The following is a 22984-nucleotide window of genomic DNA, read 5'->3' as shown; positions in this document are numbered from 1 at the left end:
CTTCTTAACGTTTTTTATCTACTTTTTTCATTTCTTTATAGTGTTCCATTAAATAGGGGCTTTAATGGAACACCCAATTTTAAGCTAATCGTATCAAAATAGCCCTATCCAACTCCAATACGTGTAAACCATAATCGTACAAAAAACCGCACCAAAGAGGCTCATGATCGCACCCACTTTGATTAATTCACTTGAGGTGATCTCTTCCGTTGCCAGACCGATGATGTTCGGGAGATTGGAGACGGGGAGTAGGTATTGGTGGAGCATATTCATGGCAACCAAGAGAACAAATGCGGTGACTTGCATGCCCGCATTGGCAGGAAGCGCTGCAACGGCGATGGCATGAGCGATGACAACGGGTGTCAATGCTGTTGTTTTAGGACCTGCCCCTGTGAACAAGACTTGAAGTGCCAGCATCAGCCAGATGAAAATGACGACTTGAAGTTTGACATCAAGACTAAGTAACGGATGAAAAAACGTGCTGGCAAGCCATGCGGCAGCTCCCGTTTTAACGAGCAGGGAACCCATGGACAAACCAGCGCCATACACGATAAAAACATTCCAAGGCACTTTCTTTTCAGCCTCTTTCCATGTCATGACTTGTGTAGGAACGGGAGCGATCATTGCGGCAACGGCAAGCATAGCAACAAGGGTTGCATTGAGACCGTGCAGTTTATCGGTCGCCCACAGAAGAAGTGTTGCGATGAAAATGACAAAAGCATAAATCTCTTTTGGACTCATTTTTCCCATCTCGTTTAATTGTTGATTCATCACATCGCGACCAGCAGATATGTCTTCAATATCAGGTGGAAACATCTTAATGATGATATAGGTTGCAATTAAACCCATGAGTAAAGCGGGCGGCATACCGATTTTAAACCACTCCATCCAGCTGACGTCAACGCCTGTTGCATTTTTGATAAGACTGACGGAGATAGGATTGGCGGCATGAGAGGTCATAATGCCCATACAGTACATCGTTCCCGCAATAGTGACAATATAAATTAACCCTTTTACGAGGGTACTTTGCCCTTTTTCGGCACCAAATGCCAAACCCATCGAGGTGATAATCGGCAAAACCAAAAGAGTTTTTGCTGCAAGAGAAGGAATAAAAAAGGTCATAATCAGCGTCACAAGTGAGATCGCCCAATACAAATTAATGGCAGATTTTCCGATTTTGCTCACGATAATGAGAGCGAGTCTTTTAGAAAGTCCCGTATCGCCCATACACGCTGCCATAATCATACCCAAAACGACAATCCAAACGCCCGTAGAAGAGTAACCGATCAATGCTTCTCCAATTTTTCCTGCACCAAACAAAACTAAAAAAGCAATGATTAAGAAACCGCTCTGTGCGTCATCAAGGGCTTGTGTAATCCAGACGATGATAGCAAAGATGCCAACACCCAGCGCTACTTTTCCTTTAAAATTGAGTCCCGGCATTTCTGGTGTGAGATAAATCATGGAGAGCATAGCGACTAACGCCAAAACAATAAAAATCATCTTCTTCGTATTAAACATATAACCTCCTGGTATACACTTTAGATGTCAGATGAGAGAAATAGAAAAATTACTTATAGTAAAGATTAAAAATATTAAATTTGATTCTTGAAGTAGAATAAGATAAGAATCCTTAAATTTGAGGAATAAAAAAAAGTTATATTTTCAGAGGTTTGGTGTGAAATGACCAGTTTTTCTAGGAGGAAAAAGAGTGGAGCTAAATAACTTTGAGATTGCGCTTTTTCAAAATAAGCGCAATCTTGGAAGGCAAAATTTTTACATGTAAAGAAAAGGATGTCAGTTAAACGTTTAGCTCTTTTGAGTCGACTTATCTTCTGTAGTGATCGAAACGGTCATAATGTCGATGAGGTCCGTAATGGTAAAAGCCATGTCCTAAGGCATCATATAATAGCCCGTAAAAGAGGACAGTACCTGCCGCATCGACAACATCATAAACAGGACCTCTGTCAATGATTCGTTCTCTAATAATAACAGGTCGATCATAGGTCACGACTCTATCTTCAACCATAACCGTTGTAGTCTGCATAGGAGATCCTTCTACGATAACGTGCGAAGAAGGGGGCATAGGTGAAACTCTTTCGACTCTGTACATGGTTTGGTCTGCTGTGTTGTCATATACAACTGTGCCACTTGGTAAGATATAACCTGCTCCAAAAAGTGATGGAGTGATTAGGGAAAATATGCCTAGCGTGATCATAAAACTTTTGCTGATGCAAAGGCTGTTTAGTTTTGATTTAGTAGGGTACAACATTGTTGAAGCTCCAAAATTCATATTTTAAAATTATCTTGATCTATTATAAGTCTGTTCTGTTAACGATTCGTAAATTATTGACGAATAGGGCATTATTCTGTGAAATTATCTCCCTTTACATGTAAAAACGAAACCTCTTTATGCCTTTTGCCATTAAACGAAAAAATTGTTTGAAGATTGATCTTTTTTCCACCTTTTAACATCAAAAACTCTTCATACTCAATCATCATTAATTCTGTGACTACCCCTTTAAGTGTGGTGCTTTGCTCGTTTTCCAGATAGACAATGGTGGAGGGAATTTTACGTTCTATGGCGACCATAAGTTGGTCATAAAATTCGCAGGAGATGGGTGCGTTCATTGTGTTACCGCCAAAAATCCAAGATAAACAAAAATATACCGTGCCAATTTGGCAAAGCCAACGATGATAATAAACTTCCACCACTCATAACGTACGACACCTGCAACAAACGTAAGTGGATCGCCAATGATGGGAAGCCATGAAAAAAGCAAACTCCAAGCGCCGTATTTTTCAAAAAGAGTGGAGGCTTTTTGGAGGTGTTTTTCGCTCATATAGTTTTTGCGAAGGGCGAAGTCTGTAGCGTATTTTCCAAGCAGATAGTTAACAAATGCGCCCAGTGTATTGCCCAGTGTTGCGATGAGAAGCAGTAAAAAAGGGTTTAGATGAAGGCTAAGAAGATAGAGAAAAAGCGCTTCGCTTCCACCAGGTAGTAACGTGGCAGAGGCGAAACTTGTTAAAAAAAGAGAGAGATAACTCACTGATTAGGAAATGACCGCTAAAATCGTCTCTTTGTCGGTGAGGTTAGCATCGTATTTGACGACCAAGATGTGCTCACTCTCGTTGCGATACCACTCCACAACGCCTTTAAGTCCTTTGAGGTGCTCCACACGTGAAATATCAAATTCGCCATAAGGTAAATAAATGTTTTTGTTGTGGCTTGGGTTTTTAAGACTGGCGATCAAAAAGAGCCAAAGAATACAGATGATAAAGATCACCCACGCAATCTCCATAATGCCAAAATGTTGTAGGAAATAACCACCAAACACACCACCTACAAACGTTCCACCGTAACCAAAGGTGTTAAACACGCCAAGGGCTGCACCTTTTTGATGGACTTTAGCGTATTTGCTTGCCATGGATTGCATGAGCGGTTCGTGCATATTAAAGCCGATGAAGAAAATAACTACACCCACGATAAACCATGGAGCTTTGTGCGCGTAGCCCATCATGACGTAGCTGATCGCAAAAAGTGCTACACCAATCATCAGCATCTCTTTGGCTTTATGTTTTTTTTCTCCCAAAATGGCAGAAGGTCCCATCGCAAGCACACCACAGAGCATCGCAGGCAGATAAACCATCCAAAGCTCTTTTTTAGCAAAGTCAAATTGTTGTACCATGATGATAGGAATGACCATAAATGCAAGCGTCATCATTCCCTTTTGAAGCATGTTGGTGATGTTCATCTTCATGAGGTCTTTATCTTTGAGAATATGTCTCAGTTGCGTCTCATCGGCACCGTAGTTGTGAATGATCTTGGGTGGGTTAGGCACTTTGGTGTAGAGTACGATCATCGCAAAAACGGAAAGGGCGGCGGTAATAAAGAAGAGTTTATCGACCCCATAATAACCACCAATGACAGAACCTAACATCATGGAAATCGCAAAGCTTGCCGCGATACAGCCTCCCATAATCGCCATAGCGTGTCCGCGCACTTCTTCTTTGACCATGTCACTGATCATCGCCGTTCCAACAGCACCAATCGCCGCCGCTCCTTGCAAAAAGCGTCCGATCATCAGTCCGTAGATGGTGGTACTATACGCACACACAAGTGAGCCAATTAGAAAAACAATGAGCCCCACAAAAATAGTGATTTTACGTCCAATTTTATCGGATAAAATCCCAAAAGGAATTTGCAAAAACATCTGTGTGAGTGCATACCCACCAATGGTAATGCCCACTAAAAATTCGTTGGAGCCCTCCAAGTGAAGTGCGTAAACGGAGAGAACGGGTAGGACGATGAAGAGACCTAAGAAACGGAGTGAAATGATAAGGCTAAGGGGGAAAATAGTTTTAAACATGGGTGCAAAAATTCCTCAAGATTAATTAAAGACAATTTTACCCTTGTTAAACTTTGAAAATTCTATAGATAATTTTGGGTGAATTTAGAGCAAGGTTGTTTTATGTTATAATTTTTCGATACATTTATTGCGTTTGATACTCCCAAAATGGCTTTTGTCAAGCTCAACAAGTTAAAAAAATGATGAGATACCTTTAAGGGTAGCTCTTGTAATGGATTGTGATGCGATATAGTCTCCCCCTTTTGATCTGTCTACTGTTTGTGTTGAGCGGTTGTGCTCCAAAATCTGCTCCTACGCCTCAAGATGAAGCCTTTGTCTCCTCTTTGAAAGCCCAAAATGAACGCTTTAACGCGCTTGCGGAGCATGAGAATTTTGATGAACTTCTTTCGCTTTTCCGCCAAAATTGCGCCGCGCCACTGAGCAAAAAAGCGTATCCCAATGTCTGTGAACAATCTTTACATGTAAAAGACGCCAGAGCATTTTTTCAAAACTCTTTTGAGCTCAAAAAGATTCAGCCCAATGAGCAACGTTCAATGCTGACAGGGTATTATGAGCCTTTATTGCATGGCAGTTTGAAAAAAAGCGCACGGTTTAAATACCCTGTGTATGCCAAGCCCAAAGATTTGGTTGCCATTGTGGGAGAACGCGACAAAAAAATGCGTGGACGCTCCGTGAAAGGCAAAATGCTTCCGTACTATACCCGTGCAGAGATCGAAAAGCATAAAATTAACGCCGAAGTACTCTGTTATGTGGACGATAAAATCGATCTTTTCTTTATGGAAGTGCAAGGTTCTGGCAGGGTTGAATTTGAAGATGGTAAAGTTGTCTTTATAGGCTATGCTGATTCAAATGGGCATCCGTACAAATCACTCGGTCGAGAGATGTTCAATCGGGGTATTTTTACCAATCTGGAAGATATCTCTTTGCAGAGCATCAAAGCGTGGCTTGTGGCGCATCCTAGCCAAATTGACGCACTGCTCAATACCAACCCAAGTTATGTTTTCTTTCGCAAAATGGAACAACGTGCTACGGGAAGTTTAGGCTTGGTTTTAACGCCTGAACGCTCCGTTGCGGTAGATCGCAGTTACATTCCTCTAGGCTCTCTTTTAGCGCTCAAGAGTGAATCCCCCAACTACAAAGTCGATAAATTTGTCTTTGCCCAAGACACGGGAGGCGCCATTAAAGGACCAAATCGTGCGGATATGTTTATGGGTTATGGCGAGAGGGCACAATGGATAGCAGGCGAGCTGAAAGCTCCACTGGAAGTGTGGATCATGCAACCGAAGTTTTAAACAAAAAATAGGTAGAATAAAACCTTATTTCGTTTTGTGGAGCAGCATTTGAGAATTATTTTAGCCACGTCCAATCAGGGTAAAGTCAAAGAGTTTCAATCGTGGATCAGCGATTACGAAGTAGTCGCGTACAGCGACATTATGGCTCCTTTTGAGATTGAGGAAACGGGCTCAACCTTTAAAGAAAATGCCCTCATTAAAGCACGCGCCGTGTATGAAAAACTGGAGAGTAAAAACGACATCGTTTTAAGCGATGATAGCGGCATTAGCGTGCCCGCACTGGGAGGTATTCCTGGGATTTACAGTGCGCGATATGCTGGGATCAATGCCAATGCTAAAGAGAATCTTGCCAAATTGATTGCGACCCTAAAAGAAAATGGTATCGAGAAAACACCCGCGTTTTACACGGCAGCGATTGCGCTTGTTTGCGCCAAAGGTGAATTTTGCGTTCACGGTTGGATGCACGGCGAAGCGATTGCTGATGCGCGTGGAAACAACGGTTTTGGGTATGATCCGATGTTTATCCCCTGCGGATACAAACAAACTTTGGGAGAGTTGGATGAGAGCGTGAAAAAAGCCTTTTCGCACCGAGCACGTGCGTTGGAGCTCGCGTACATCGTACTGAAAAGCTTGAAATAAAAATGTAATCAAAACTGATTACACTTTTACAACATTTGTTTGTAAAAGAAAAGCACGAAAGTGCGTGGGCTCAGTGTCTACGTGAACTTAGCGTTAGCGTAGCTTTTGGAGCTTTGCTTTAAAAGCGTATTGAAAAATAAGTAGACTAGGCTTTTTTGATAATGGCTATGGTTCATAGCGCTTATTAAAGAAGCCTCATAATGAAACCTCAAAGGATAGAAATGGCAACAGTATTAATTATTGGTGCGGGTGGAGTGAGCCGTGTGGTCACCAAAAAATGTGCGATGAACAGTGCGGTATTTTCACACATTGTCTTGGCAAGTCGTACGAAATCAAAGTGCGATCAAATCGCCAATGAGATCAAAGAGTCTTTACATGTAAACATCGAGACGGCTGCGATCGACGCGGATGATGTCTCTGCGTTGGTCGCGTTAATCGAAAAAGTAAAACCCGCTTTAGTGATGAACATTGCTCTTCCGTATCAAGATTTGACGATCATGGATGCGTGCATTAAAACCAAAGTACCTTACCTCGATACCGCAAACTATGAGCATCCAGACCTTGCAAAATTTGAGTACAAAGAGCAATGGGCAAGAGATAAAGCGTTTAAAGATGCGGGTATTATGGCGCTTTTGGGCAGTGGTTTTGACCCAGGTGTCACCAATGTTTACTGCGCTTACGCACAGCAATATCTCTTTGATGAGATCAACTCTATCGATATTTTAGATTGTAACGCGGGCGATCATGGGTATGCGTTTGCAACGAACTTTAACCCCGAGATCAACCTTAGAGAAGTCAGCTCCAAAGGACGTTATTGGGAAGAGGGTAAGTGGATCGAGACTGAGCCTGTTTCTGTGAAGATGGTGTGGGATTACCCAGAAGTTGGACCAAAAGACAGTTATTTGCTTTACCATGAAGAGTTAGAATCCCTCGTTCAAAACATCAAAGGGCTAAAACGTATTCGTTTCTTTATGACGTTTGGTCAAAGCTACCTCACCCATATGAAATGCTTGGAAAACGTGGGCATGCTTCGCATTGATGAAGTTGAGGTCGATGGTGTGAAAATCGTGCCAATCCAACTCTTAAAAGCACTGCTTCCCGATCCTGCAAGTTTGGGACCTAGAACCGTTGGCTTTACGAACATCGGTTGTGTCTTTGAAGGATTTAAAGATGGTCAAAAACGCAAAGTGTACATTTACAATGTGTGTGACCATCAAGAATGTTACCGCGAAACAGGTGCTCAAGCGGTCAGTTACACCACAGGTGTGCCAGCGATGATCGGGGCAAAGATGATGTTGGAAGGAAAATGGAGTGGCAAAGGTGTTTTCAATATGGAACAATTCGACGCAAAACCCTTTATGGATGAACTGAACACTCAAGGGCTTCCTTGGAAAATCATCGAAATGAAACCTGAGGAAACGTTCGAAGTTAAGTAAGTTTCTTGCATAATTGCAAGAAACCTCTGCCTTGTAAAGGCAAGCTTTAGTGCCACAGCGGCTAGCGTAGCTTTTTTAGGCTTTGCCTAAAAAGCGTTATAAAAATATAATGTCTCTTGCTCAAAGCTTTACATGTAAAGTTTTGAGCCTCCTCTTTGACAACTTTACATGTAAAGGATGATTATGTCAAAAAAAGCAAAAATCTTATGGACCACAGATAACAAAGAAACCGCCTTGCATATGGTTTGCCTTTATGCGCACAATGCACTTTTAAAAGGCTGGATGGACGAAGTTGAAGTGCTCGTCTGGGGCGCTTCGCAACGTTTGATTGCCGAAGATGCTGAGGTGCGAGCCAAAGTGGAAGCGATGATCAAAGATGGTGTCAAAATGATCGCATGTCTGAAATGTGCCGACACGATGGACATTACGACTCCTTTGCAAACCTGTGGCATTGATGTTTATTACACGGGCGAACTTTTGAGTGCGTGGATCAACTCTGGTGAAACCATTCTCAGCGTATGAAAAAAGCACGATCTATCCTGATAACGGGCTGTTCTTCGGGCATTGGCTACACCTGCGCACATGGATTGCAAAAGCAAGGTTATAATGTTTTTGCCACGTGTCGAAAAGATGAAGATGTGAAGCGTTTGCAAGCGGAAGGTTTGAATGCTTGTAAACTCGATCTTTGCGATTCTGGTAGTTTACATGTAGCGCTTGCGTGGATGCTCTCGCAAACTGATGGGCGCATTGATGTGCTCTTTAATAATGCCTCTTTTGGACAACCAGGAGCCGTGGAAGACCTCAAACGAGATGTATTACGAGAACAGTTTGAAACCAATGTCTTTGGAAGCGTTGAACTGACCAATTTAGTACTTCCTTATATGCGAAAACAAGGGCATGGACGGATTATTTTCAACAGCTCCATTTTAGGGTTTGTGGCGATGAGTTACCGAGGAGCATACAACGCTTCAAAATTTGCGATTGAAGGCTTAGCCGATACGTTACGACTGGAACTTCATGGCAGTGGCGTTGACGTTGTTTTGATTGAGCCAGGTCCGATTCGTAGCCATTTTCGTAAAAATGCGCTGGCGAAGTTTCTTGCCAACATTGACCAAGAGCGTTCTGCTCACAAAGCAATTTATGAAAAAACACTTGAGCGCCTTCAAAAAAGTGGTGACAGCGCTTTTACTTTAGGAGCTGTGGCAGTTTTAAAAGTCTTGGTTGAAGCGATGGAGTCTGCAAAACCAAAATTTCGCTACCCCGTTACATTTCCTACCAAACTTTTTACCGTCTTAAAACGCATTTTACCGACATGTATTATGGATTCGATCGCCAGAAAAGCGGGGGAATAAGAAGTCTCAAAAGAGACCTCTTATCAGGTTCTAAATTTATTGAGAATTGCGTTGAGTTTTTCAGTCAATGAGTTGAGATGCTCACTTGCACCTGCTATCTCCTCCACACTTCTGGTATTTTGCGTGGAGAGTGCATTGATCTCTTCAATTTTGGAGACAATCTCTTCTATTTTTGCCCCTGTTTTAATATAATCGGTGACGGTTTTATCGTTCAAATTAGTCGCAATATTCATCATATCAACGGTTATGTTGATTTTTTTACCCACATCTTCCGCAATCACAGCGAGTTCTTGTACCTCTTTAGAATTATGATTCATCTGCTCACTGCTGTCCATAATCGCTTGTACGATGACGTTAATGGTAGCATTGATCTCCACTAAACTTTTTTGGGTACGTTCTGCTAATGTGCGCACTTCATCGGCAACAACCGCAAATCCCCTTCCGTGTTCCCCCGCGCGTGCCGCTTCAATGGCAGCATTGAGTGCAAGAAGGTTGGTTTGATCGGCAATATCGCTAATAACCGTCAGAACATTTTTGACTTGATCGGCATCACTGCTAAGCTGTTGGATTTTCTGTGCAAGTTCCATTTCCGTGTGGGCACTGTTTTGAACACGCTCCCCTAACTGTTGGACAAACCCGCGAGCCGTTTTTAGTTCTTGGTTCGCTTTGATGACCTCTTCTTTAGAGGCTTTTGCTTCTTCCACTGACACACTGATCTCTTTTTTGATGATAGTGGACATTTGAGTTGTTTGGTTAATGATAGTGGTTGAGTCCTCGACACGTTTACCGACTTGTAAGGTTGTGACAGAGAGCTCATGTGCAATGGAAGCATTTTCGCTACTGGTATCTTTGGCAAGCGCAATGGTTGCACGCACTTTTTCAATAAAATTATTAATCTCTTTGGATGCACCACCAATCTCATCGTTGTGTATGATTGCTAATTGTTTGGTAAGATCACCATCCCCTTCTGCAAGGTTGTGGGCGGTTGCTTTAAGATTGAGCAGAGGTGTTGCGATAAGTCCCGTAATAAGAAAATAAATGGCAAAAATGGTCAAAAGTGCCACAATAGCTCCCGATACAATCGTCCCAATCAGCATAGCATTGATATTGGAGTTGACCTTTTTATCTTGTGTTGCCGTGTATGCTTCAATGGAGTCCGTGTATAAACCTGAAACTATGATCCAATCCCACGCTTTAAAATACTTAGCATAGGCGATTTTAGGAGCATCTTTTTTGGTTGTTGGATGTTCAAAATAGTACGGTACAAAGGTACCTTCTTCCATATTTTTGGCTACATTTTGAACGATTTCATCACGGTACATATTGCCGTGGGAATCTTTGATGCCGAGTTTAAACTCTTTGTTCTTTTGTGAAGGATTTGTTGCATGAAAGGCATAGGCATACCCTTTATCTGTTTTTTTGATGGCATAAAAATAACCATCGTCTGCATAACGGAGTTTTTCTAAAACTTTAATGGCTTCATTTTGGTAGCGCTCCTTAATACTTGACGCATAATCGCCTGTACCAATCACCAAATCAAGCGGTTCATAGTAAAAGTTGTAAGAAAGCTTTGGCTCATCGACTTTGGTGACAGGATGAGGCCAAATAAAACGCGTGACTCCTGTTCCCTCTTTGGCAGCTTTGATAAGGTCTTTAATGACAAAGTTTCCTTCTTTATCTTTCATATCCATAAGATTTTTGCCGACAAGCGCTCTGTTAATGGGATGGACTACATTGATACCCTCCGTTGTGTAGGCATAAAAGTAGCCAATATCGTTGTTATAACGATACCCATTGATGAGGCTTAAAAGCATGGTTCTAAGCTCGTTACTGGAGAGTTTATCTTTATTGTTTTGGTAAACATCATCCAGTGTCTTTTTCAAACTCATAGCGTCTGATGTAATATTTTGCGCGATGTTTGCTTCAGAAGAAGAGGCTTCGTAAAAGGTGCTAATGGCATTTTCTGCCATACGCGTATACGCTTTCAGCTCATTTTTGCTGAGATCTAAAATAAGCTCTTCGGTATCTTTTGTTTGTGCTTTTCTAAGTTCATTCGATTTATAGGCCATAACGAGCAAAGAAGTCCCAGCAACAAAAAAAATCGTTAGTGTAAATAACAAGAGCGCTTTTATTTTAATGCTTAGATGATACATATCTTATCCTTGAGTGGAATATCACTATTATACTATCGGCATTATGATACAAAATGATGATATTTATAGGTGTTTTTTTCCATTAAGGCAAAAAATGTTACATTTCATGTGTAATTTCGAGAAAAGTATGTTAAAAATAAGTCGTATCGAAACTATTTTACATGAGATTAAAACACCGGTGTATGTGTGTGAAGAGCAGTTATTAGAACAAAACTTGACTCTTTTAGAAGAGGTTGCCAAACGTTCAGGTGCTACCGTTTTACTCGCTCTTAAAGGCTTTGCATTTAAAGCACTTGCTCCTTTGGTCGATCGCTATTTGAGCGGCTGTACCTGCAGTGGACTTCACGAAGCTAAATTTGCGAAAGAGTATTTTAAAGGTACAATTCATACCTATTCGCCCGCGTATAAAGAAGAGGATATTGATGAGGTGATCGCGTTAAGTGACCATCTTATTTTTAATTCGTTCCATCAATGGGAAAAATACAAAGCAAAAGCACTTGGAAAAACGAGTTGTGGTTTACGTCTTAACCCTGAAGTCTCTTCCAGCCCCGTCGATCTTTACAATCCTTGTGGGCTTTACAGTCGCTTGGGTATTACGAAAGAGAACATGCAGTATGACAATCTTGAAGGCATTGAAGGACTTCATTTTCACGCCCTTTGTGAGCAAGATGCCAGTGCGCTTGAAGAAGTTTTAAAAGGCTTTGAGGAGCGTTTTGGAGCGTTGATTCCTCGCATGAAATGGGTCAATTTTGGAGGAGGGCATCACATCACTCGAGATGGGTATGATGTGGAAAAACTTATCAAAATCATTAACGATTTTAGAGCGCGATATAATGGCATTAAAGTGTATTTGGAACCGGGTGAAGCGGTGGGGTGGCAAACAGGACCATTGGTAGCGAGTGTTTTAGACATCGTGCACAATGGCATGGACATCGCCATTTTAGACATTTCCGCCGAAGCGCATATGCCTGACACCTTAGCAATGCCGTATCGCGCACAGATTCGCGGTGCGGGAGAAGTGGGTGAAAAACCGTACGTGTACCGCCTTGGAGGGCCAACGTGCTTGGCAGGCGACATCATGGGCGATTACAGTTTTGATGCACCACTCAAAATTGGTGACAAACTGATTTTTGAAGATATGATCCACTATACCATCGTTAAAAACACCACATTTAATGGCGTGAAACTGCCCGATTTAGCCGTTCTTCACAAAGATGGACGCTACGAAGTGACGAGCCAGTTTGGGTATGATGAATACAAAAGACGCAATTAATATCTACTTTGGCGTTAAAATATAGAGCTGATGCAAAGAAGCATCGGCGATCCATAAGCGATTGTCGTAAAAAGCAATCGTTCCTCCGATTCCGGTCACTAAAGGAACCATGACATTCGTCTGAAGACTGTAAACGGCATGGGGCGTACCGACAAAAATTTCTGCTGTTTGGGTGTTGACTGCAAGGGAAGTGATGGGACCAAACTCGGCTAAAGGCATCACAAGGCCTAACGGCTTATTTTCTTGAAGCGTAAAAATTCCCTCTTTGGTTGCAAATACAATACTGTCGCCTAAAGCACTCAGTGCTAAAACAGGTTGGCTAGGCTGAGCAATCGAACGAATCATTTGACCGTCAAAACGATATATGGGAGTTACTTTTTGTGGATTATACACATACAGCGTGTCATTTTGCCCTTGTGCAAGAACATAGTTAGCATCGGGAAGTTTTGGTCCCGGCAGAAAAATGCCGTGGCGAATGAGTCCTAATCGATCATCGACGACAGCGATGGGATGACCACTTTTGGCGAGGCTAAACGAAGTGGTGTGCAATGGCGCCATCAATGCTTTCCCCGGTTTATCAAGCCTTAATAGGTTGGTTTGCGACAAAATCCACAATCCGTTCGCATCGACGTGAAGTTGGGTGTTTTGACACCAATCAATTTTATCGATTAGTGCTTTTGGCATACTATTTAACATTAATTTCGGTGCTAATTCGATTTCCGATGCGTATGAGAGCAATGAAAAAAGAAGGGAAATGATGAGATATTTCATGGCATATTCTTAATAATATCGGAAAATTTTGCCGACATGTCAAACACGTCGTTGGTATCGCTGATCAGTTCGCCTAACTTTTCAAAGGACTCTTGGGTGCTGATGCCGCGTATTAAAAAAGGTTTAGCATCATCTGCCAATGAGGTAATTTCAGGAGGTTGGTCAATATTTGTTGATCCAAGCCATAACGCAACTTTGTTAGCATCCTCCATATCGTTGGTCGCTAGATCGTGTACCTCTTTCATTAAAGCGATTTTTTCTCCCGCAGGTGTTGACTCTAAAAGTTTCATGGCGATACTTGTTAAAAGTTCTTTACCGATCTCTTTACCAAAATAACTTAAGCGATTGAGAATAACGTAAAATTGCGTTGTATCTTGTTCTTTGGAAGCTAAAATGGTTTTAAGAAGCGTACTGGGATTGGGTGCCGTAGGTACGCCTATTTGAGCAAGATTGATCGGCGTGTGACGTACAGTTGCTTTGGGAAGCGTCGTGTTAAGAGGTGTTGCTTTCGGCCATGTACAGGCTTTGTTTTGACATAATACACTTGGTTTTGAAAAAGAGACGGGCGTTTTTCCAAGTGGATAAGGTTTCCATGTCAATGGCAAAGCCATATGCGAAGTGCCTCCGTCAAAAGGTCTAGAAGCAGATTCTCTCATTGCTTCGTTTGAACTCGTGTCAATTTTTGTCTCTTTCAAGGTTTGTGCAGATTTAAACAAAAGTCCAGAAGAGGGTGAGGTTGTCTCTGTGGTTGTTGTTGCAACGGGAACACTTTTGAAAGAGTGCATCAGGTTTTGATGTTGTTTTTGCGCCTCTTGTTCTTGTTTTTTTGCGGCTTCTTGCGCTTGTCGTTGTTCCTCTTCTTGTTGGCGTAACGTTTCGGGATCTGGCGCATTGGATGGAGTGTCAAAAAGGACGCTCTCTAAAAGGGCTCCAAAGACGGTAGCTCCGACGGTGGCTGCCGGACTGGGTGCGCGAGAAGGTTTTGGCGACGTACTTCGAGGCGTTGATGACGAGGATGTCGAAGAAGTACCGCTATTATACGGTTGTGTTTTCAGCTGTGGCATTGGAACTTCAGGGGGCGAACCGCCGGCATCGTAGAGTTGCTGTAGAGCGCTTTCCGCATCAAGTGTCTGCGAAGTAAGCCATAGACTCAAACAGAATATAAAGCGTTTCATCGGATAATGAACCTAGAAGAGCGCTTTTTAAACCAAAACAAAAGGCCAAAGCTACTGATAAGAATACTCAAAAAAATTGGATATTCGATGCAAAAAACAATGGGCGTTAAAACCATTTGTGTCAATAATCGTAAAGCAGAGTTTTTCCGGATACTATCGGCAATAGGTGGCGAGTAGTGATAATAATTCTCGACGACCCATTGACCTGGTGCATTCGTAAGGAGATAGCGGTCACGAAAATGTCTTAAAGTGACGACATGGGGATCGAGAAAAGAGCCATATGCCGCTGTTGCGATAAAACAATCGCTGGAACTCCCTGTTGCGCTGGATGAGAGATGCGGACCTTGCGGTGCAGCATTTTGTTTTTGTGCGCTTCGGTCTCGTTTGACTTCCCATTGATAAATTCGATCTTGTGCTTCTCGAATTTCCAAAGCATTGGTAGAAAGGAGAATAAAACGTTTCATTTCGGCGATGGCGGCATTATAATCGTCGCTTTTTTGCACCGCCTCGGCTATCAATAAAGCATGATCATAGTAAAAATTGGCAACCCAAGGTGTTTCATTGATGGCTTGGGCATAGAGTTCGATCGCCTCTTGATACGCTTTTTCTTGAGCAACGACTTGTGCTTTAATGGCAAGTTTACGTGAACTTTCTGTAGGTGCGGGTGGCGTAAACCCGGAGCGAATAATGCCTGACATCCCTTGCACAGCAGTTGTACGACTGGTTTGATCTTCTGGCGCTGAATGTTGGAAAGCATTCACAAAACTATTGAATGCACCGAGTTTGTCGCCTTTTAAAAGAGATTGTTGCGCGGAAGCAAAAAGGGTATTGACGTTGGCTTGGTATGTTTGTGCTTTTTCTTTTTGTATTTTTTCTCGTAGTAAAAAAGCAGGACCGTAGACTTCATACATCAAAATAACATTCGAAAAATTTCTTTCGTCGTGTACACTTCGATCATCCGTAAAAGGATAGGTTGTTAGTTGTTGTTTCTTTAAAATATCGTCAAGTGTTTTGATGATCAACACATCATTGTGCGTACCGACAAGAGGAATGATTTCCTGCACGACGGCTTGCCAAAACGGTTTTTGGAGAGAGTTTAACTCCATGCCGATCATAGTTGTCTCAGTTGCAATAGCAGCCAGAAAATCTTTTTTAGCTGCTTCTTGTTCTCCTAAAAGGATATACGCCCAACCGCGCTGAGCTAGAGCCATTGACAAGCGATAACCGTTTGCGATACCTTTTTGCGTGGTTTTAAGAAGGGCATCATAGTCCTCGAAAGCACCTTTGGTATCGCCTTGCATCAAGCGGAGTCTCGCGCGAAGCATATATCCGGTGTCATCGTACATCATACTGCTTTGAGGATGCAAAGCTGCTTCGATATCTTCTTGAGCTGATTGATTTTTGTGTTGGATCAATCGAGCTGTTCCTCGATAAAAATGGAGCATATCGACTAAAGCGGTTCCGGCAATAAATTCTTCCGATGCCGGCGTCATAAGTTGCGTATAGGTTGTTTCGGCTTGGGCATATTTGCCTTGGTAGATGAGCAGATGTGCAGCACTGATTTCATCGTTGATATCGGCCAACATAAACGTGGGAATAAAGGCGATCAAGAAAGAGAAGAAGCGTTTGAGAAAAAGATGCATGTTGTGACTCCTCTTGAAGGCAAGATAAAATATTGTCCTAAAGTATATTCATTCTACTCTCCTAAAAATTAAAAATTTTTGAAGCAAAAGATCAACTTTTTTGATTGTTCGCCCATTGTTACGATTTTTCATTATGTTACTCTTTGTTTACTGCTTTAGCGTTAGCATTGCTACTGGGATATCCCCAAGCCAAATAAAGGAGGAGAATATGACTATAAGTTCAAATTCTCTTTACGGAACGTCATCGTACGCGACGTATGGCAGCAGTACCAGCAGTACTAGCTCGTTAATGTCAAAATTCGCAGAAGAGTTGCTTACTTCTATGGATAGTGATTCGAGTGGTTCTGTGGACAGTACTGAGTTTAGCAGTGCTGCTCTAAAACTTTCAAATGCTGATGAAAGCACAGTCAATAACGCTTTTAAAGCACTTGATAGTAATGGAGACGGCAAGATCAGTGTAGATGAATTAACGTCTATGCTATCCGCGCAGCAGTCTACAGCAGCGGCAGGAAGTACGCCCCCACCTCCTCCGTCATCGTCTTCTTCTACGCAAACAGATACAGGTTATACGGCAGATGAGCTTACCGCTATGGCGAGTGAAGTTTCATCTACAGACAGCAATCTTGCCTCATTACTTTCTTCAGTGGTTGAGAATTTCTCAGCAGCTGATACCAATGGTGATGGTAAGGTAACCTCTGCTGAAGCTATGGCTTATCAGCAATCAACGCAACAAGATACGACAACCAGTGGAACAACCGATGCAAGTAACGTTGCAGCGTCAGGAAGTATGCCCCCACCTCCTCCGCCACCGTCCTCTTCTACACAAGAAGATACGGGCTATACGAAAGATGAACTTACCGCTATGGCGAGTGATACTTCATCAACCGATAGTGACCTTGCTTCTCTTTTTGATACATTGGCTCAGAATTTCGATGCGGCTGATAGCAACGGCGATGGCAAAGTGACTTCTGCTGAAGCGAAGGCATACCAAGACTCTACGAAAGCGGCAAGTATTGGTACAACAACCAGTGCTTCTGTAACAACCGATGAGAGTACGACTGAAAATTCCTTGATGAAAGCACTTTTAGCGCAAATCATCTCGAATTACGCTACCCAAAATACTCTTTCAAGTAGTTCTGTTAGTTTTAGTGCCTAAGTTTAAAACCACGCTCTAAGCAAGGCGTGGTTTTATGTTACTTTTCATTTACTTTATCTTCGTTATAATCAACTATGATTAAAATTTTAATGATCGAAGATGATGTTGAACTCGCACAACTGCTTCAAGAATCTCTTTTCAAAGAAGAGATTGAAACCATCCTCGCCTTTACCCCTTTAGATGGATTAACAGCACTTCAACACGATATCTTTGATGCACTTGTCCTTGATCTTTCTTTACCTCAAATTGATGGGTTAGAGATTTGTCGCATTGTCCATGAAGCCATTCCTACACTCCCCATTATTATCTCCTCAGCTAGATCCGATATGGGTGATAAAGTGATGGGCTTTGAGCGTGGAGCGGATGATTTTTTACCCAAACCGTATGACCCAAGAGAGCTTGCTTACAGGCTTCGTGCGATTTTGCGAAGAGGCTCAACGCTTAATGAACCCACGTATCATACCTTTAGCCTTGATGAAGAGAGGCACATCATCAAGCGAGGGCAAAATGAGCTAAAACTTACCATGGCAGAGTATGACATTGTGGCGTATATGTTAAAAAAAGAGGGTTTTGTAATTTCAAGAGAAGAAATTTTACTTAATATTGGTTCGATCAAATATGAAAGTAGTTTGAAAAGCATCGATGTCATCATGGGTAGAATTCGTCAAAAAATAGGGGATGACCCTCGAAAACCTCGTTATGTTCTCTCTGTGCGAGGTGTCGGGTATAAATTTGTTAATGCGTAAAATATCGATCGTTACCCTTATCTCTATTTTTTTCGCACTGAGCTTTGTTGTCATAAACATTGCCTTTGTCATCGAATATAAACGCCAAATAAGCGACCAAGAGTTTTTCACCTTTCGACGTTTTTTAGTCGCGATGAAGATGATGCATGACAATGTGCCTGATCGCAATGCAACGCTTGCAAAGCTGGGTATTCGCATTAGTGATCACGATAAGAACATCTTACTACAAGAGGGTAAAAAGCTCTTAGAAGACGCTTTTGCCGATATGATTTTATACGAGAAAAAGCTCTACCTTGTTCCGAGGAAGCTTCCGCATCCTCCCCCTCCTAATGAACCGTTTATGAGAGAAGGGGCATTTCCTTTTCCTCCACCGCCACCACCACCGAAGATGAGAAGGGAAGAGCCTCCAGTATTGGAGAATGTAGAAGAGACATCGTTTTACAGGCTGATTATTTTAGGGAGTATCACCAACGCTCTTTTACTCCTCTTTTTTGGAATTGTGCTTCGAAAAGTATTGCGTCTGAGTAATCTGAAAAGTGCCATTCGTACCTTTGGCAATACGAAAAAATTTCAAGCGATTGGAGTGGATAGTCAAGATGAATTAGGCGAAATCGCATTAGAATTTAATTTAGCCATGGAAAAAATTCATCTCTTAAAAGAAGCGCGTACCCTTTTTCTACGCAATATCTTGCATGAGCTTAAAACACCTATTATGAAGGGTAAGATTCTTTCAAGTTCTATCCTTGATCTCAAACAACAATCTCAAATGGAGCGTATTTTTGAACGTTTAGAAACCCTTTTGGGAGAGATGGTCAAAGTCGAAAAACTAAGCTCAGATGAATGGATTTTGGAGACGCAAGAGTACCGTTTGGTTGATGTCCTTGATCATGCCATGGATTTACTCCTTTTGAGTGACACGAAGCGTATTCACATTGCACCACAAGAAATGGCACCTTTGGTCAACGTTGACTTTGAACTTTTTGCCACGGCCATTAAAAATATACTGGACAATGCACTCAAACACTCAAGCGGAGACGTTGACGTCGATATTGATCTGGAAAGTATCAGCATCTGTAGTTTTGGTGAAAAAATACCGAACGAGCGACTCGATTTTTCACGCGCGTTTAATCGAACAGTTGAGGGGTCTAGCACGGGTTTAGGGTTGGGGCTTTACATTGCTAACGCTATTGTTGAAAAGCATGGATTCTGTTTGAGCTATTTACATGTAGAAGGGCTAAACCATTTTACGATTCATTTCTCACCCAATGCGTTACATGTAAAATAAATTCAGTTAATTGCCTATTTTTTAATCATTTAGGCTCTTCTTTTTTATACGAGTGTTTGTTATACTTACCTCAGAAAACATGTCATGAGGCTGTGAGGCCTCGCACACTAATAGGTAGCTAGGGTTCCGACAAAGCAATTTGTGTCTGGTCCGAGAGCTATCAACCTCTTGAGTAGAGGTTCACGGAGGGATAAAAGCCCGGGAGGTTTCTCAACCTCTTGGCGTGTTAATCTTATCTACTCAGGAGCCTCTTATGAACTCTTTCTTCTCACCCACCCTTAAGTTATTAGTTGCCGCAACGCTGGCTATGTCCATTGGTGCTTCTACTCTTGCAGCAGAAGTTAAAGATAAATTTCAAGTGGCTTGGACCATTTACGTTGGCTGGATGCCTTGGGATTATGCTGAGCAATCTGGCATTATTGACAAATGGGCTAAAAAATACGGTATTGAGATAAAGATGGTACAAGTCAATGACTATGTCGAATCCATCAATCAATATACCGCAGGCAAATTTGATGGCTGTGTGATGACCAATATGGATGCATTGACTATCCCAGCAGCGGGTGGTGTGGATTCAACAGCGGTTATCATTGGCGATTTCTCCAATGGAAACGATGGTATTATCCTCAAAGATAAGAAAAAACTCTCCGATATCAAAGGTCAAAATGTCAATTTAGTGGAACTCTCTGTTTCTCACTATCTTTTAGCACGTGGACTTGAATCGGTTGGGATGAGCGAAAAAGATGTGAAAGTGGTTAACACCTCTGATGCCGATATCGTGGCTGCTTTTTCTTCTAAAGATGTGACATCTTTAGTTACATGGAATCCACAACTCAGTGAAATCAAAGCGATGAAAGGTGCAACCTTGGCTTTTGATTCCAGCAAAATCCCTGGCGAAATTATCGATATGCTTGTGTTAAACACCAAAACGATGCAAGATAATCCAAAGCTTGCTAAAGCACTTACAGGCGCATGGTATGAAGTGATGGCACAAATGAAAAAAGGTGATGCACAAGCGATTAGCATGATGGCAAAAGCTTCTGGAACGGATGTCGTGGGTTTTAACAGCCAACTTAAAACCACCAAAATGTTTTACGATGCGAAAGATGCTTTAGCCTTTTCAACCAGTGCGGCACTGCCTGCAACAATGCAAAAAGTAAGTGAGTTTTCCTTTGAGCATGGCATTTTAGGTGATGGCGCTAAAGATGCAACGTTTGTCGGTATGGCATTTCCAAATGGAAAAGCGTATGGCAGTGCAAGCAATATCAAGCTTCGTTTTAGCGATGAATATATGAAATTAGCGAGTGAAGGTAAACTGTAAGGGTTTTGTTAAAACTCTCGATCAAAGAGGATGAACTATGCGACTGATTAACCAAAAGCCTTCCCATTCCAAAGCTCTTGTGCTAGGACTGATGCCTTTTTTACTGATTGTGTTAATGTATGTTTTTGCATCGAATGCAAGGCTACAGGAAAATGAAGATGATAAACTCTTACCTTCCTTTTCGCATATGGTTGACACGATGGAAAAATCGGCCTTAACTCCTAGCAAGCGCTCAGGAGAGGTTATTTTTATCAATGATACGCTCTCCTCGCTCAAACGTTTAGGCATTGGCGTGGTAATTAGCGCTCTTTTGGGGCTTATCATTAGCATTCCTCTAGGGCTTATTCCGTTGGTCAGGGCGGGTTTTTCACCGTTTATCGCCGCTTTTTCAATGGTGCCACCGATTGCCATTTTGCCTATCCTTTTTATTATATTTGGGATGGGGGAAGTGGCAAAAGTGGCACTCATTGTTATCGGGGTTACACCGCTTATTGTGCGTGATTTACAACACCGAGTGGAGGAGTTTTCCAAAGAGCAGCTGATTAAAGCGCAAACATTGGGCGCTTCGACATGGACGCTTGTAATTCGCATCATCCTTCCGCAAATGCTTCCGCGTCTTTTAGATTCGGTGCGTTTGACCTTAGGAACCGCGTGGATATTTTTGATCTCCTCAGAAGCTATTGCTGCAACGGAGGGGCTTGGGTATCGCATCTTTTTGGTGCGTCGTTATTTGGCAATGGATATGATTTTACCCTATGTTATTTGGATTACGTTGTTGGCTTTTTTAGCAGATTTTCTACTCAAAAAGTTTACATGTAAACTTTTCCCATGGTACGAAAATAAGGATAAAGCATGAGTTTAATCACCATTAAGAACCTGTGGAAACGCTATGGTGAAACGGTTGTGTTGGAAAACCTCTCCTTAAATATTGAAGCAGGAGAATTTTGTACGCTGGTTGGTCCTTCAGGCTGTGGCAAGAGTACGTTTTTAAAAATGCTCTTAGGGGAAGAGAGCCCGACAAAAGGTCTGTTTCTATTTGAAGGCAAACCGTTTCCTACCGAGCCGAGCGCTGAGCGAGGTATTGTTTTTCAGCGCTATTCACTCTTTTCGCATCTGAGTGTATTGGAAAATGTGATGCTCGGCATTGAACTAGGGGCTTCGCCTCTTTTGGGCAAACTCTTTGGTAAAGCGAAGAAAAGAGCACGTGAAGAGGCGATAGCGATGCTTGAAGCTGTGGGATTAGGTGATGTGTTACATCACTATCCAAGTCAACTCTCAGGCGGTATGCAGCAGCGTCTCTCCATCGCGCAATCGTTGGTGAAAAAGCCAAAACTGTTGCTTCTCGATGAGCCCTTTGGTGCACTTGATCCGGGTATCAGGGCTGATATGCACGCACTCATTTTGGATTTATGGAAAAAAAATAATTTAACGGTCGTGATGGTCACGCATGATCTTCACGAAGGATTTTACTTAGGAACAAGGCTTCTGGTGTTCGATAAAGTACGCCTTGACCCACAAGCACCGAATGCCTTTGGTGCGAAAATAACCTATGATATTCCTCTTCACGATAAAAAGGAGAAGGAAACTGTGTTTAAAAAAATTAATCAAACGATAACGAGGGAAGCATTATGATAAGCAAACATCTCAATCTTAAGCAAGAGTGTATTGTGCTGGATGAAGTATTGCCCGGCGGTGCAAAATGGTCTAAAATCATCAAGCGAGGTCAAAAAGTACGTATCAGTACGGAAGATGGCAAAGGAGCCGTCAGTGCTCTTTTTTACAATGCCGATAATACAGCCGAGCGTTATAACTTTGCCGATACGGTTAAAATTCAATGGAACGCATTTTTAGGAAAAGGCAAAGTTCTGTTTTCAGAACTCGGACATATTCTCTTTTCTATTACCGAAGATACGACCAACGGACTCATGGATACAGTGGCGGGCATGAGCAATCCACGCCTTGTCAAAGAGAATTTTGGCGAAGGCTCATTTAACGATATACGCAACCGCTACTACAAGAGTGATCGTGAAAATTTTTTGGTAGAACTTGGAAAATACGGTATGGGAAAACGAGACATCGTTGCGTGTCTGAATCTGTTTCGTAAAGTCGATGTGAAAGAGGGGAGCAAACTTTCTCTCTCACCGTTGCGCCCAGAGCCATGTGGTTATATTGAACTTAGAGCAGAGATGAATGTGCTTTTAGTGCTCTCCAACACACCGCATGTGATGGAAAAAGGAGTCTATAACCCCAGTGATGTGCAAATCACGATTTACCAAGGCGCTCCTTTGAGTGAAGATGATTTTTGTATGAATTTTAGTCCCGAAGCCAAACGTGGTTTTGAGAACAATGCCCGCTATTTTGCGTAAGGAGAT

General features: G+C 42.2%; 22 protein-coding genes and 1 riboswitch. Of the genes, 13 read left to right on the top strand and 9 right to left on the bottom strand.

The genetic code is table 11. From position 1 onward, the window contains the following. Positions 1 to 93 precede the first annotated feature (93 nt). The 5 genes from FA584_RS12920 to FA584_RS12900 all read right to left on the bottom strand — a co-directional run bounded on the left by FA584_RS12920 (position 94) and on the right by FA584_RS12900 (position 4370). A complete protein-coding gene (locus FA584_RS12920) occupies positions 94 to 1521 on the bottom strand; it encodes an SLC13 family permease (protein ID WP_228448013.1) in 1428 nt (475 codons plus the stop codon). Between the two features lie 307 nt (positions 1522 to 1828). Beyond that, a complete protein-coding gene (locus FA584_RS12915) occupies positions 1829 to 2272 on the bottom strand; it encodes a hypothetical protein (protein WP_138070113.1) in 444 nt (147 codons plus the stop codon). A 92-nt stretch (positions 2273 to 2364) separates the two neighbouring features. After that, entirely contained in the window at positions 2365 to 2631 is a 267-nt protein-coding gene (locus tag FA584_RS12910; RefSeq protein WP_167749733.1) for a transcriptional antiterminator Rof, read from the bottom strand. Further along, the gene (locus FA584_RS12905) at positions 2628 to 3050 is read right to left on the bottom strand and encodes a YqaA family protein (RefSeq protein ID WP_167749732.1); all 423 of its coding nucleotides are present in this window, start codon (positions 3048 to 3050) and stop codon (positions 2628 to 2630) included. The genes FA584_RS12910 and FA584_RS12905 overlap by 4 nt, the downstream gene beginning before the upstream one ends. A 3-nt stretch (positions 3051 to 3053) precedes the next feature. Further along, positions 3054 to 4370: an MFS transporter gene (locus FA584_RS12900; protein WP_167749731.1), complete on the bottom strand. Its 1317-nt coding sequence runs from the start codon at positions 4368 to 4370 to the stop codon at positions 3054 to 3056. Positions 4371 to 4591: 221 nt separating this feature from the next. Here FA584_RS12900 and mltA point away from each other — a divergent pair, with 221 nt between their 5' ends. From mltA to FA584_RS12875, 5 genes are all read left to right on the top strand, one after another. Then, positions 4592 to 5662 carry a murein transglycosylase A gene (gene mltA, locus FA584_RS12895; RefSeq protein ID WP_167749730.1) on the top strand — a complete coding sequence of 357 codons (1071 nt, stop codon included), beginning with the start codon at positions 4592 to 4594 and terminating at the stop codon, positions 5660 to 5662. A 48-nt stretch (positions 5663 to 5710) separates the two neighbouring features. Continuing rightward, positions 5711 to 6301, top strand: coding sequence for an RdgB/HAM1 family non-canonical purine NTP pyrophosphatase (rdgB, locus tag FA584_RS12890; RefSeq protein ID WP_167749729.1), 591 nt, complete (start codon positions 5711 to 5713; stop codon positions 6299 to 6301). Between the two features lie 221 nt (positions 6302 to 6522). Next, the gene (locus FA584_RS12885) at positions 6523 to 7737 is read left to right on the top strand and encodes a saccharopine dehydrogenase family protein (protein WP_167749728.1); all 1215 of its coding nucleotides are present in this window, start codon (positions 6523 to 6525) and stop codon (positions 7735 to 7737) included. Between the two features lie 183 nt (positions 7738 to 7920). Then, the gene (locus FA584_RS12880) at positions 7921 to 8259 is read left to right on the top strand and encodes a DsrE family protein (protein ID WP_167749727.1); all 339 of its coding nucleotides are present in this window, start codon (positions 7921 to 7923) and stop codon (positions 8257 to 8259) included. Then, entirely contained in the window at positions 8256 to 9089 is an 834-nt protein-coding gene (locus FA584_RS12875) for an SDR family NAD(P)-dependent oxidoreductase (protein WP_167749726.1), read from the top strand. The genes FA584_RS12880 and FA584_RS12875 overlap by 4 nt, the downstream gene beginning before the upstream one ends. Positions 9090 to 9112: 23 nt before the next feature. Here FA584_RS12875 and FA584_RS14805 read toward each other — a convergent pair whose 3' ends face one another. Then, positions 9113 to 11242: a methyl-accepting chemotaxis protein gene (locus FA584_RS14805; protein WP_167749725.1), complete on the bottom strand. Its 2130-nt coding sequence runs from the start codon at positions 11240 to 11242 to the stop codon at positions 9113 to 9115. Between the two features lie 145 nt (positions 11243 to 11387). Here FA584_RS14805 and nspC point away from each other — a divergent pair, with 145 nt between their 5' ends. Continuing rightward, entirely contained in the window at positions 11388 to 12515 is a 1128-nt protein-coding gene (gene nspC, locus FA584_RS12865) for a carboxynorspermidine decarboxylase (protein WP_167750648.1), read from the top strand. Between the two features lie 3 nt (positions 12516 to 12518). On the opposite strand, the gene FA584_RS12860 is transcribed toward nspC, so the two are convergent. The 3 genes from FA584_RS12860 to FA584_RS12850 are packed head-to-tail and all read right to left on the bottom strand — an operon-like array spanning position 12519 to position 16104. Next, complete coding sequence (locus FA584_RS12860) at positions 12519 to 13286, bottom strand: hypothetical protein (protein ID WP_167749724.1); 768 nt, start codon at positions 13284 to 13286, stop codon at positions 12519 to 12521. Beyond that, positions 13283 to 14461 carry a hypothetical protein gene (locus tag FA584_RS12855; RefSeq protein WP_167749723.1) on the bottom strand — a complete coding sequence of 393 codons (1179 nt, stop codon included), beginning with the start codon at positions 14459 to 14461 and terminating at the stop codon, positions 13283 to 13285. Before FA584_RS12855 ends, FA584_RS12860 begins: the two co-directional genes overlap by 4 nt. Then, complete coding sequence (locus tag FA584_RS12850) at positions 14458 to 16104, bottom strand: CFI-box-CTERM domain-containing protein (protein WP_167749722.1); 1647 nt, start codon at positions 16102 to 16104, stop codon at positions 14458 to 14460. Before FA584_RS12850 ends, FA584_RS12855 begins: the two co-directional genes overlap by 4 nt. Positions 16105 to 16312: 208 nt before the next feature. Here FA584_RS12850 and FA584_RS12845 point away from each other — a divergent pair, with 208 nt between their 5' ends. The 7 genes from FA584_RS12845 (at position 16313) to FA584_RS12815 (ending at position 22978) form a co-directional block, all read left to right on the top strand. Next, positions 16313 to 17260 (top strand): EF-hand domain-containing protein, encoded by a 948-nt coding sequence (locus FA584_RS12845; RefSeq protein WP_167749721.1) that lies wholly within the window; start codon positions 16313 to 16315, stop codon positions 17258 to 17260. A gap of 74 nt (positions 17261 to 17334) precedes the next feature. After that, positions 17335 to 18006 carry a response regulator transcription factor gene (locus FA584_RS12840; RefSeq protein WP_167749720.1) on the top strand — a complete coding sequence of 224 codons (672 nt, stop codon included), beginning with the start codon at positions 17335 to 17337 and terminating at the stop codon, positions 18004 to 18006. After that, on the top strand, positions 17999 to 19291 hold the full coding sequence (locus FA584_RS12835) for an ArsS family sensor histidine kinase (protein WP_167749719.1): 1293 nt from the start codon (positions 17999 to 18001) through the stop codon (positions 19289 to 19291). The genes FA584_RS12840 and FA584_RS12835 overlap by 8 nt, the downstream gene beginning before the upstream one ends. 107 nt (positions 19292 to 19398) lie before the next feature. After that, a riboswitch (guanidine-I (ykkC/yxkD leader) is annotated at positions 19399 to 19498 on the top strand. 46 nt (positions 19499 to 19544) lie between these two features. After that, positions 19545 to 20612 (top strand): putative urea ABC transporter substrate-binding protein, encoded by a 1068-nt coding sequence (locus FA584_RS12830; RefSeq protein ID WP_167749718.1) that lies wholly within the window; start codon positions 19545 to 19547, stop codon positions 20610 to 20612. Between the two features lie 37 nt (positions 20613 to 20649). Next, positions 20650 to 21468, top strand: a complete 819-nt coding sequence (locus tag FA584_RS12825) for an ABC transporter permease (RefSeq protein WP_167749717.1) — start codon at positions 20650 to 20652, stop codon at positions 21466 to 21468. After that, entirely contained in the window at positions 21465 to 22244 is a 780-nt protein-coding gene (locus tag FA584_RS12820) for an ABC transporter ATP-binding protein (RefSeq protein WP_167749716.1), read from the top strand. The genes FA584_RS12825 and FA584_RS12820 overlap by 4 nt, the downstream gene beginning before the upstream one ends. Beyond that, a complete protein-coding gene (locus tag FA584_RS12815) occupies positions 22241 to 22978 on the top strand; it encodes an urea amidolyase associated protein UAAP1 (protein ID WP_167749715.1) in 738 nt (245 codons plus the stop codon). The genes FA584_RS12820 and FA584_RS12815 overlap by 4 nt, the downstream gene beginning before the upstream one ends. Positions 22979 to 22984: the final 6 nt, after the last annotated feature.

This window comes from Sulfurospirillum diekertiae, from assembly GCF_011769985.2.
GTDB classification, from domain to species: Bacteria; Campylobacterota; Campylobacteria; order Campylobacterales; family Sulfurospirillaceae; genus Sulfurospirillum; species Sulfurospirillum diekertiae.
Note: the sequence above shows the minus strand (reverse complement) of the source record. Positions and strands in the feature narration are given on the sequence as shown.

What these genes read in the sequence shown, in the direction of transcription:
- FA584_RS12915 (WP_138070113.1), bottom strand. Translation starts at nt 2,272, where the DNA reads ATGTTGTACCCTACTAAATCAAAACTAAACAGCCTTTGCATCAGCAAA.
- FA584_RS12815 (WP_167749715.1), top strand. Translation starts at nt 22,241, where the DNA reads ATGATAAGCAAACATCTCAATCTTAAGCAAGAGTGTATTGTGCTGGAT.
- FA584_RS12840 (WP_167749720.1), top strand. Translation starts at nt 17,335, where the DNA reads ATGATTAAAATTTTAATGATCGAAGATGATGTTGAACTCGCACAACTG.
- FA584_RS12850 (WP_167749722.1), bottom strand. Translation starts at nt 16,104, where the DNA reads ATGCATCTTTTTCTCAAACGCTTCTTCTCTTTCTTGATCGCCTTTATT.
- FA584_RS12820 (WP_167749716.1), top strand. Translation starts at nt 21,465, where the DNA reads ATGAGTTTAATCACCATTAAGAACCTGTGGAAACGCTATGGTGAAACG.
- FA584_RS12910 (WP_167749733.1), bottom strand. Translation starts at nt 2,631, where the DNA reads ATGAACGCACCCATCTCCTGCGAATTTTATGACCAACTTATGGTCGCC.
- FA584_RS12830 (WP_167749718.1), top strand. Translation starts at nt 19,545, where the DNA reads ATGAACTCTTTCTTCTCACCCACCCTTAAGTTATTAGTTGCCGCAACG.
- FA584_RS12875 (WP_167749726.1), top strand. Translation starts at nt 8,256, where the DNA reads ATGAAAAAAGCACGATCTATCCTGATAACGGGCTGTTCTTCGGGCATT.
- mltA (WP_167749730.1), top strand. Translation starts at nt 4,592, where the DNA reads ATGCGATATAGTCTCCCCCTTTTGATCTGTCTACTGTTTGTGTTGAGC.
- FA584_RS12900 (WP_167749731.1), bottom strand. Translation starts at nt 4,370, where the DNA reads ATGTTTAAAACTATTTTCCCCCTTAGCCTTATCATTTCACTCCGTTTC.
- FA584_RS14805 (WP_167749725.1), bottom strand. Translation starts at nt 11,242, where the DNA reads ATGTATCATCTAAGCATTAAAATAAAAGCGCTCTTGTTATTTACACTA.
- FA584_RS12920 (WP_228448013.1), bottom strand. Translation starts at nt 1,521, where the DNA reads ATGTTTAATACGAAGAAGATGATTTTTATTGTTTTGGCGTTAGTCGCT.
- FA584_RS12845 (WP_167749721.1), top strand. Translation starts at nt 16,313, where the DNA reads ATGACTATAAGTTCAAATTCTCTTTACGGAACGTCATCGTACGCGACG.
- FA584_RS12835 (WP_167749719.1), top strand. Translation starts at nt 17,999, where the DNA reads ATGCGTAAAATATCGATCGTTACCCTTATCTCTATTTTTTTCGCACTG.
- FA584_RS12860 (WP_167749724.1), bottom strand. Translation starts at nt 13,286, where the DNA reads ATGAAATATCTCATCATTTCCCTTCTTTTTTCATTGCTCTCATACGCA.
- FA584_RS12880 (WP_167749727.1), top strand. Translation starts at nt 7,921, where the DNA reads ATGTCAAAAAAAGCAAAAATCTTATGGACCACAGATAACAAAGAAACC.
- FA584_RS12855 (WP_167749723.1), bottom strand. Translation starts at nt 14,461, where the DNA reads ATGAAACGCTTTATATTCTGTTTGAGTCTATGGCTTACTTCGCAGACA.
- FA584_RS12885 (WP_167749728.1), top strand. Translation starts at nt 6,523, where the DNA reads ATGGCAACAGTATTAATTATTGGTGCGGGTGGAGTGAGCCGTGTGGTC.
- FA584_RS12825 (WP_167749717.1), top strand. Translation starts at nt 20,650, where the DNA reads ATGCGACTGATTAACCAAAAGCCTTCCCATTCCAAAGCTCTTGTGCTA.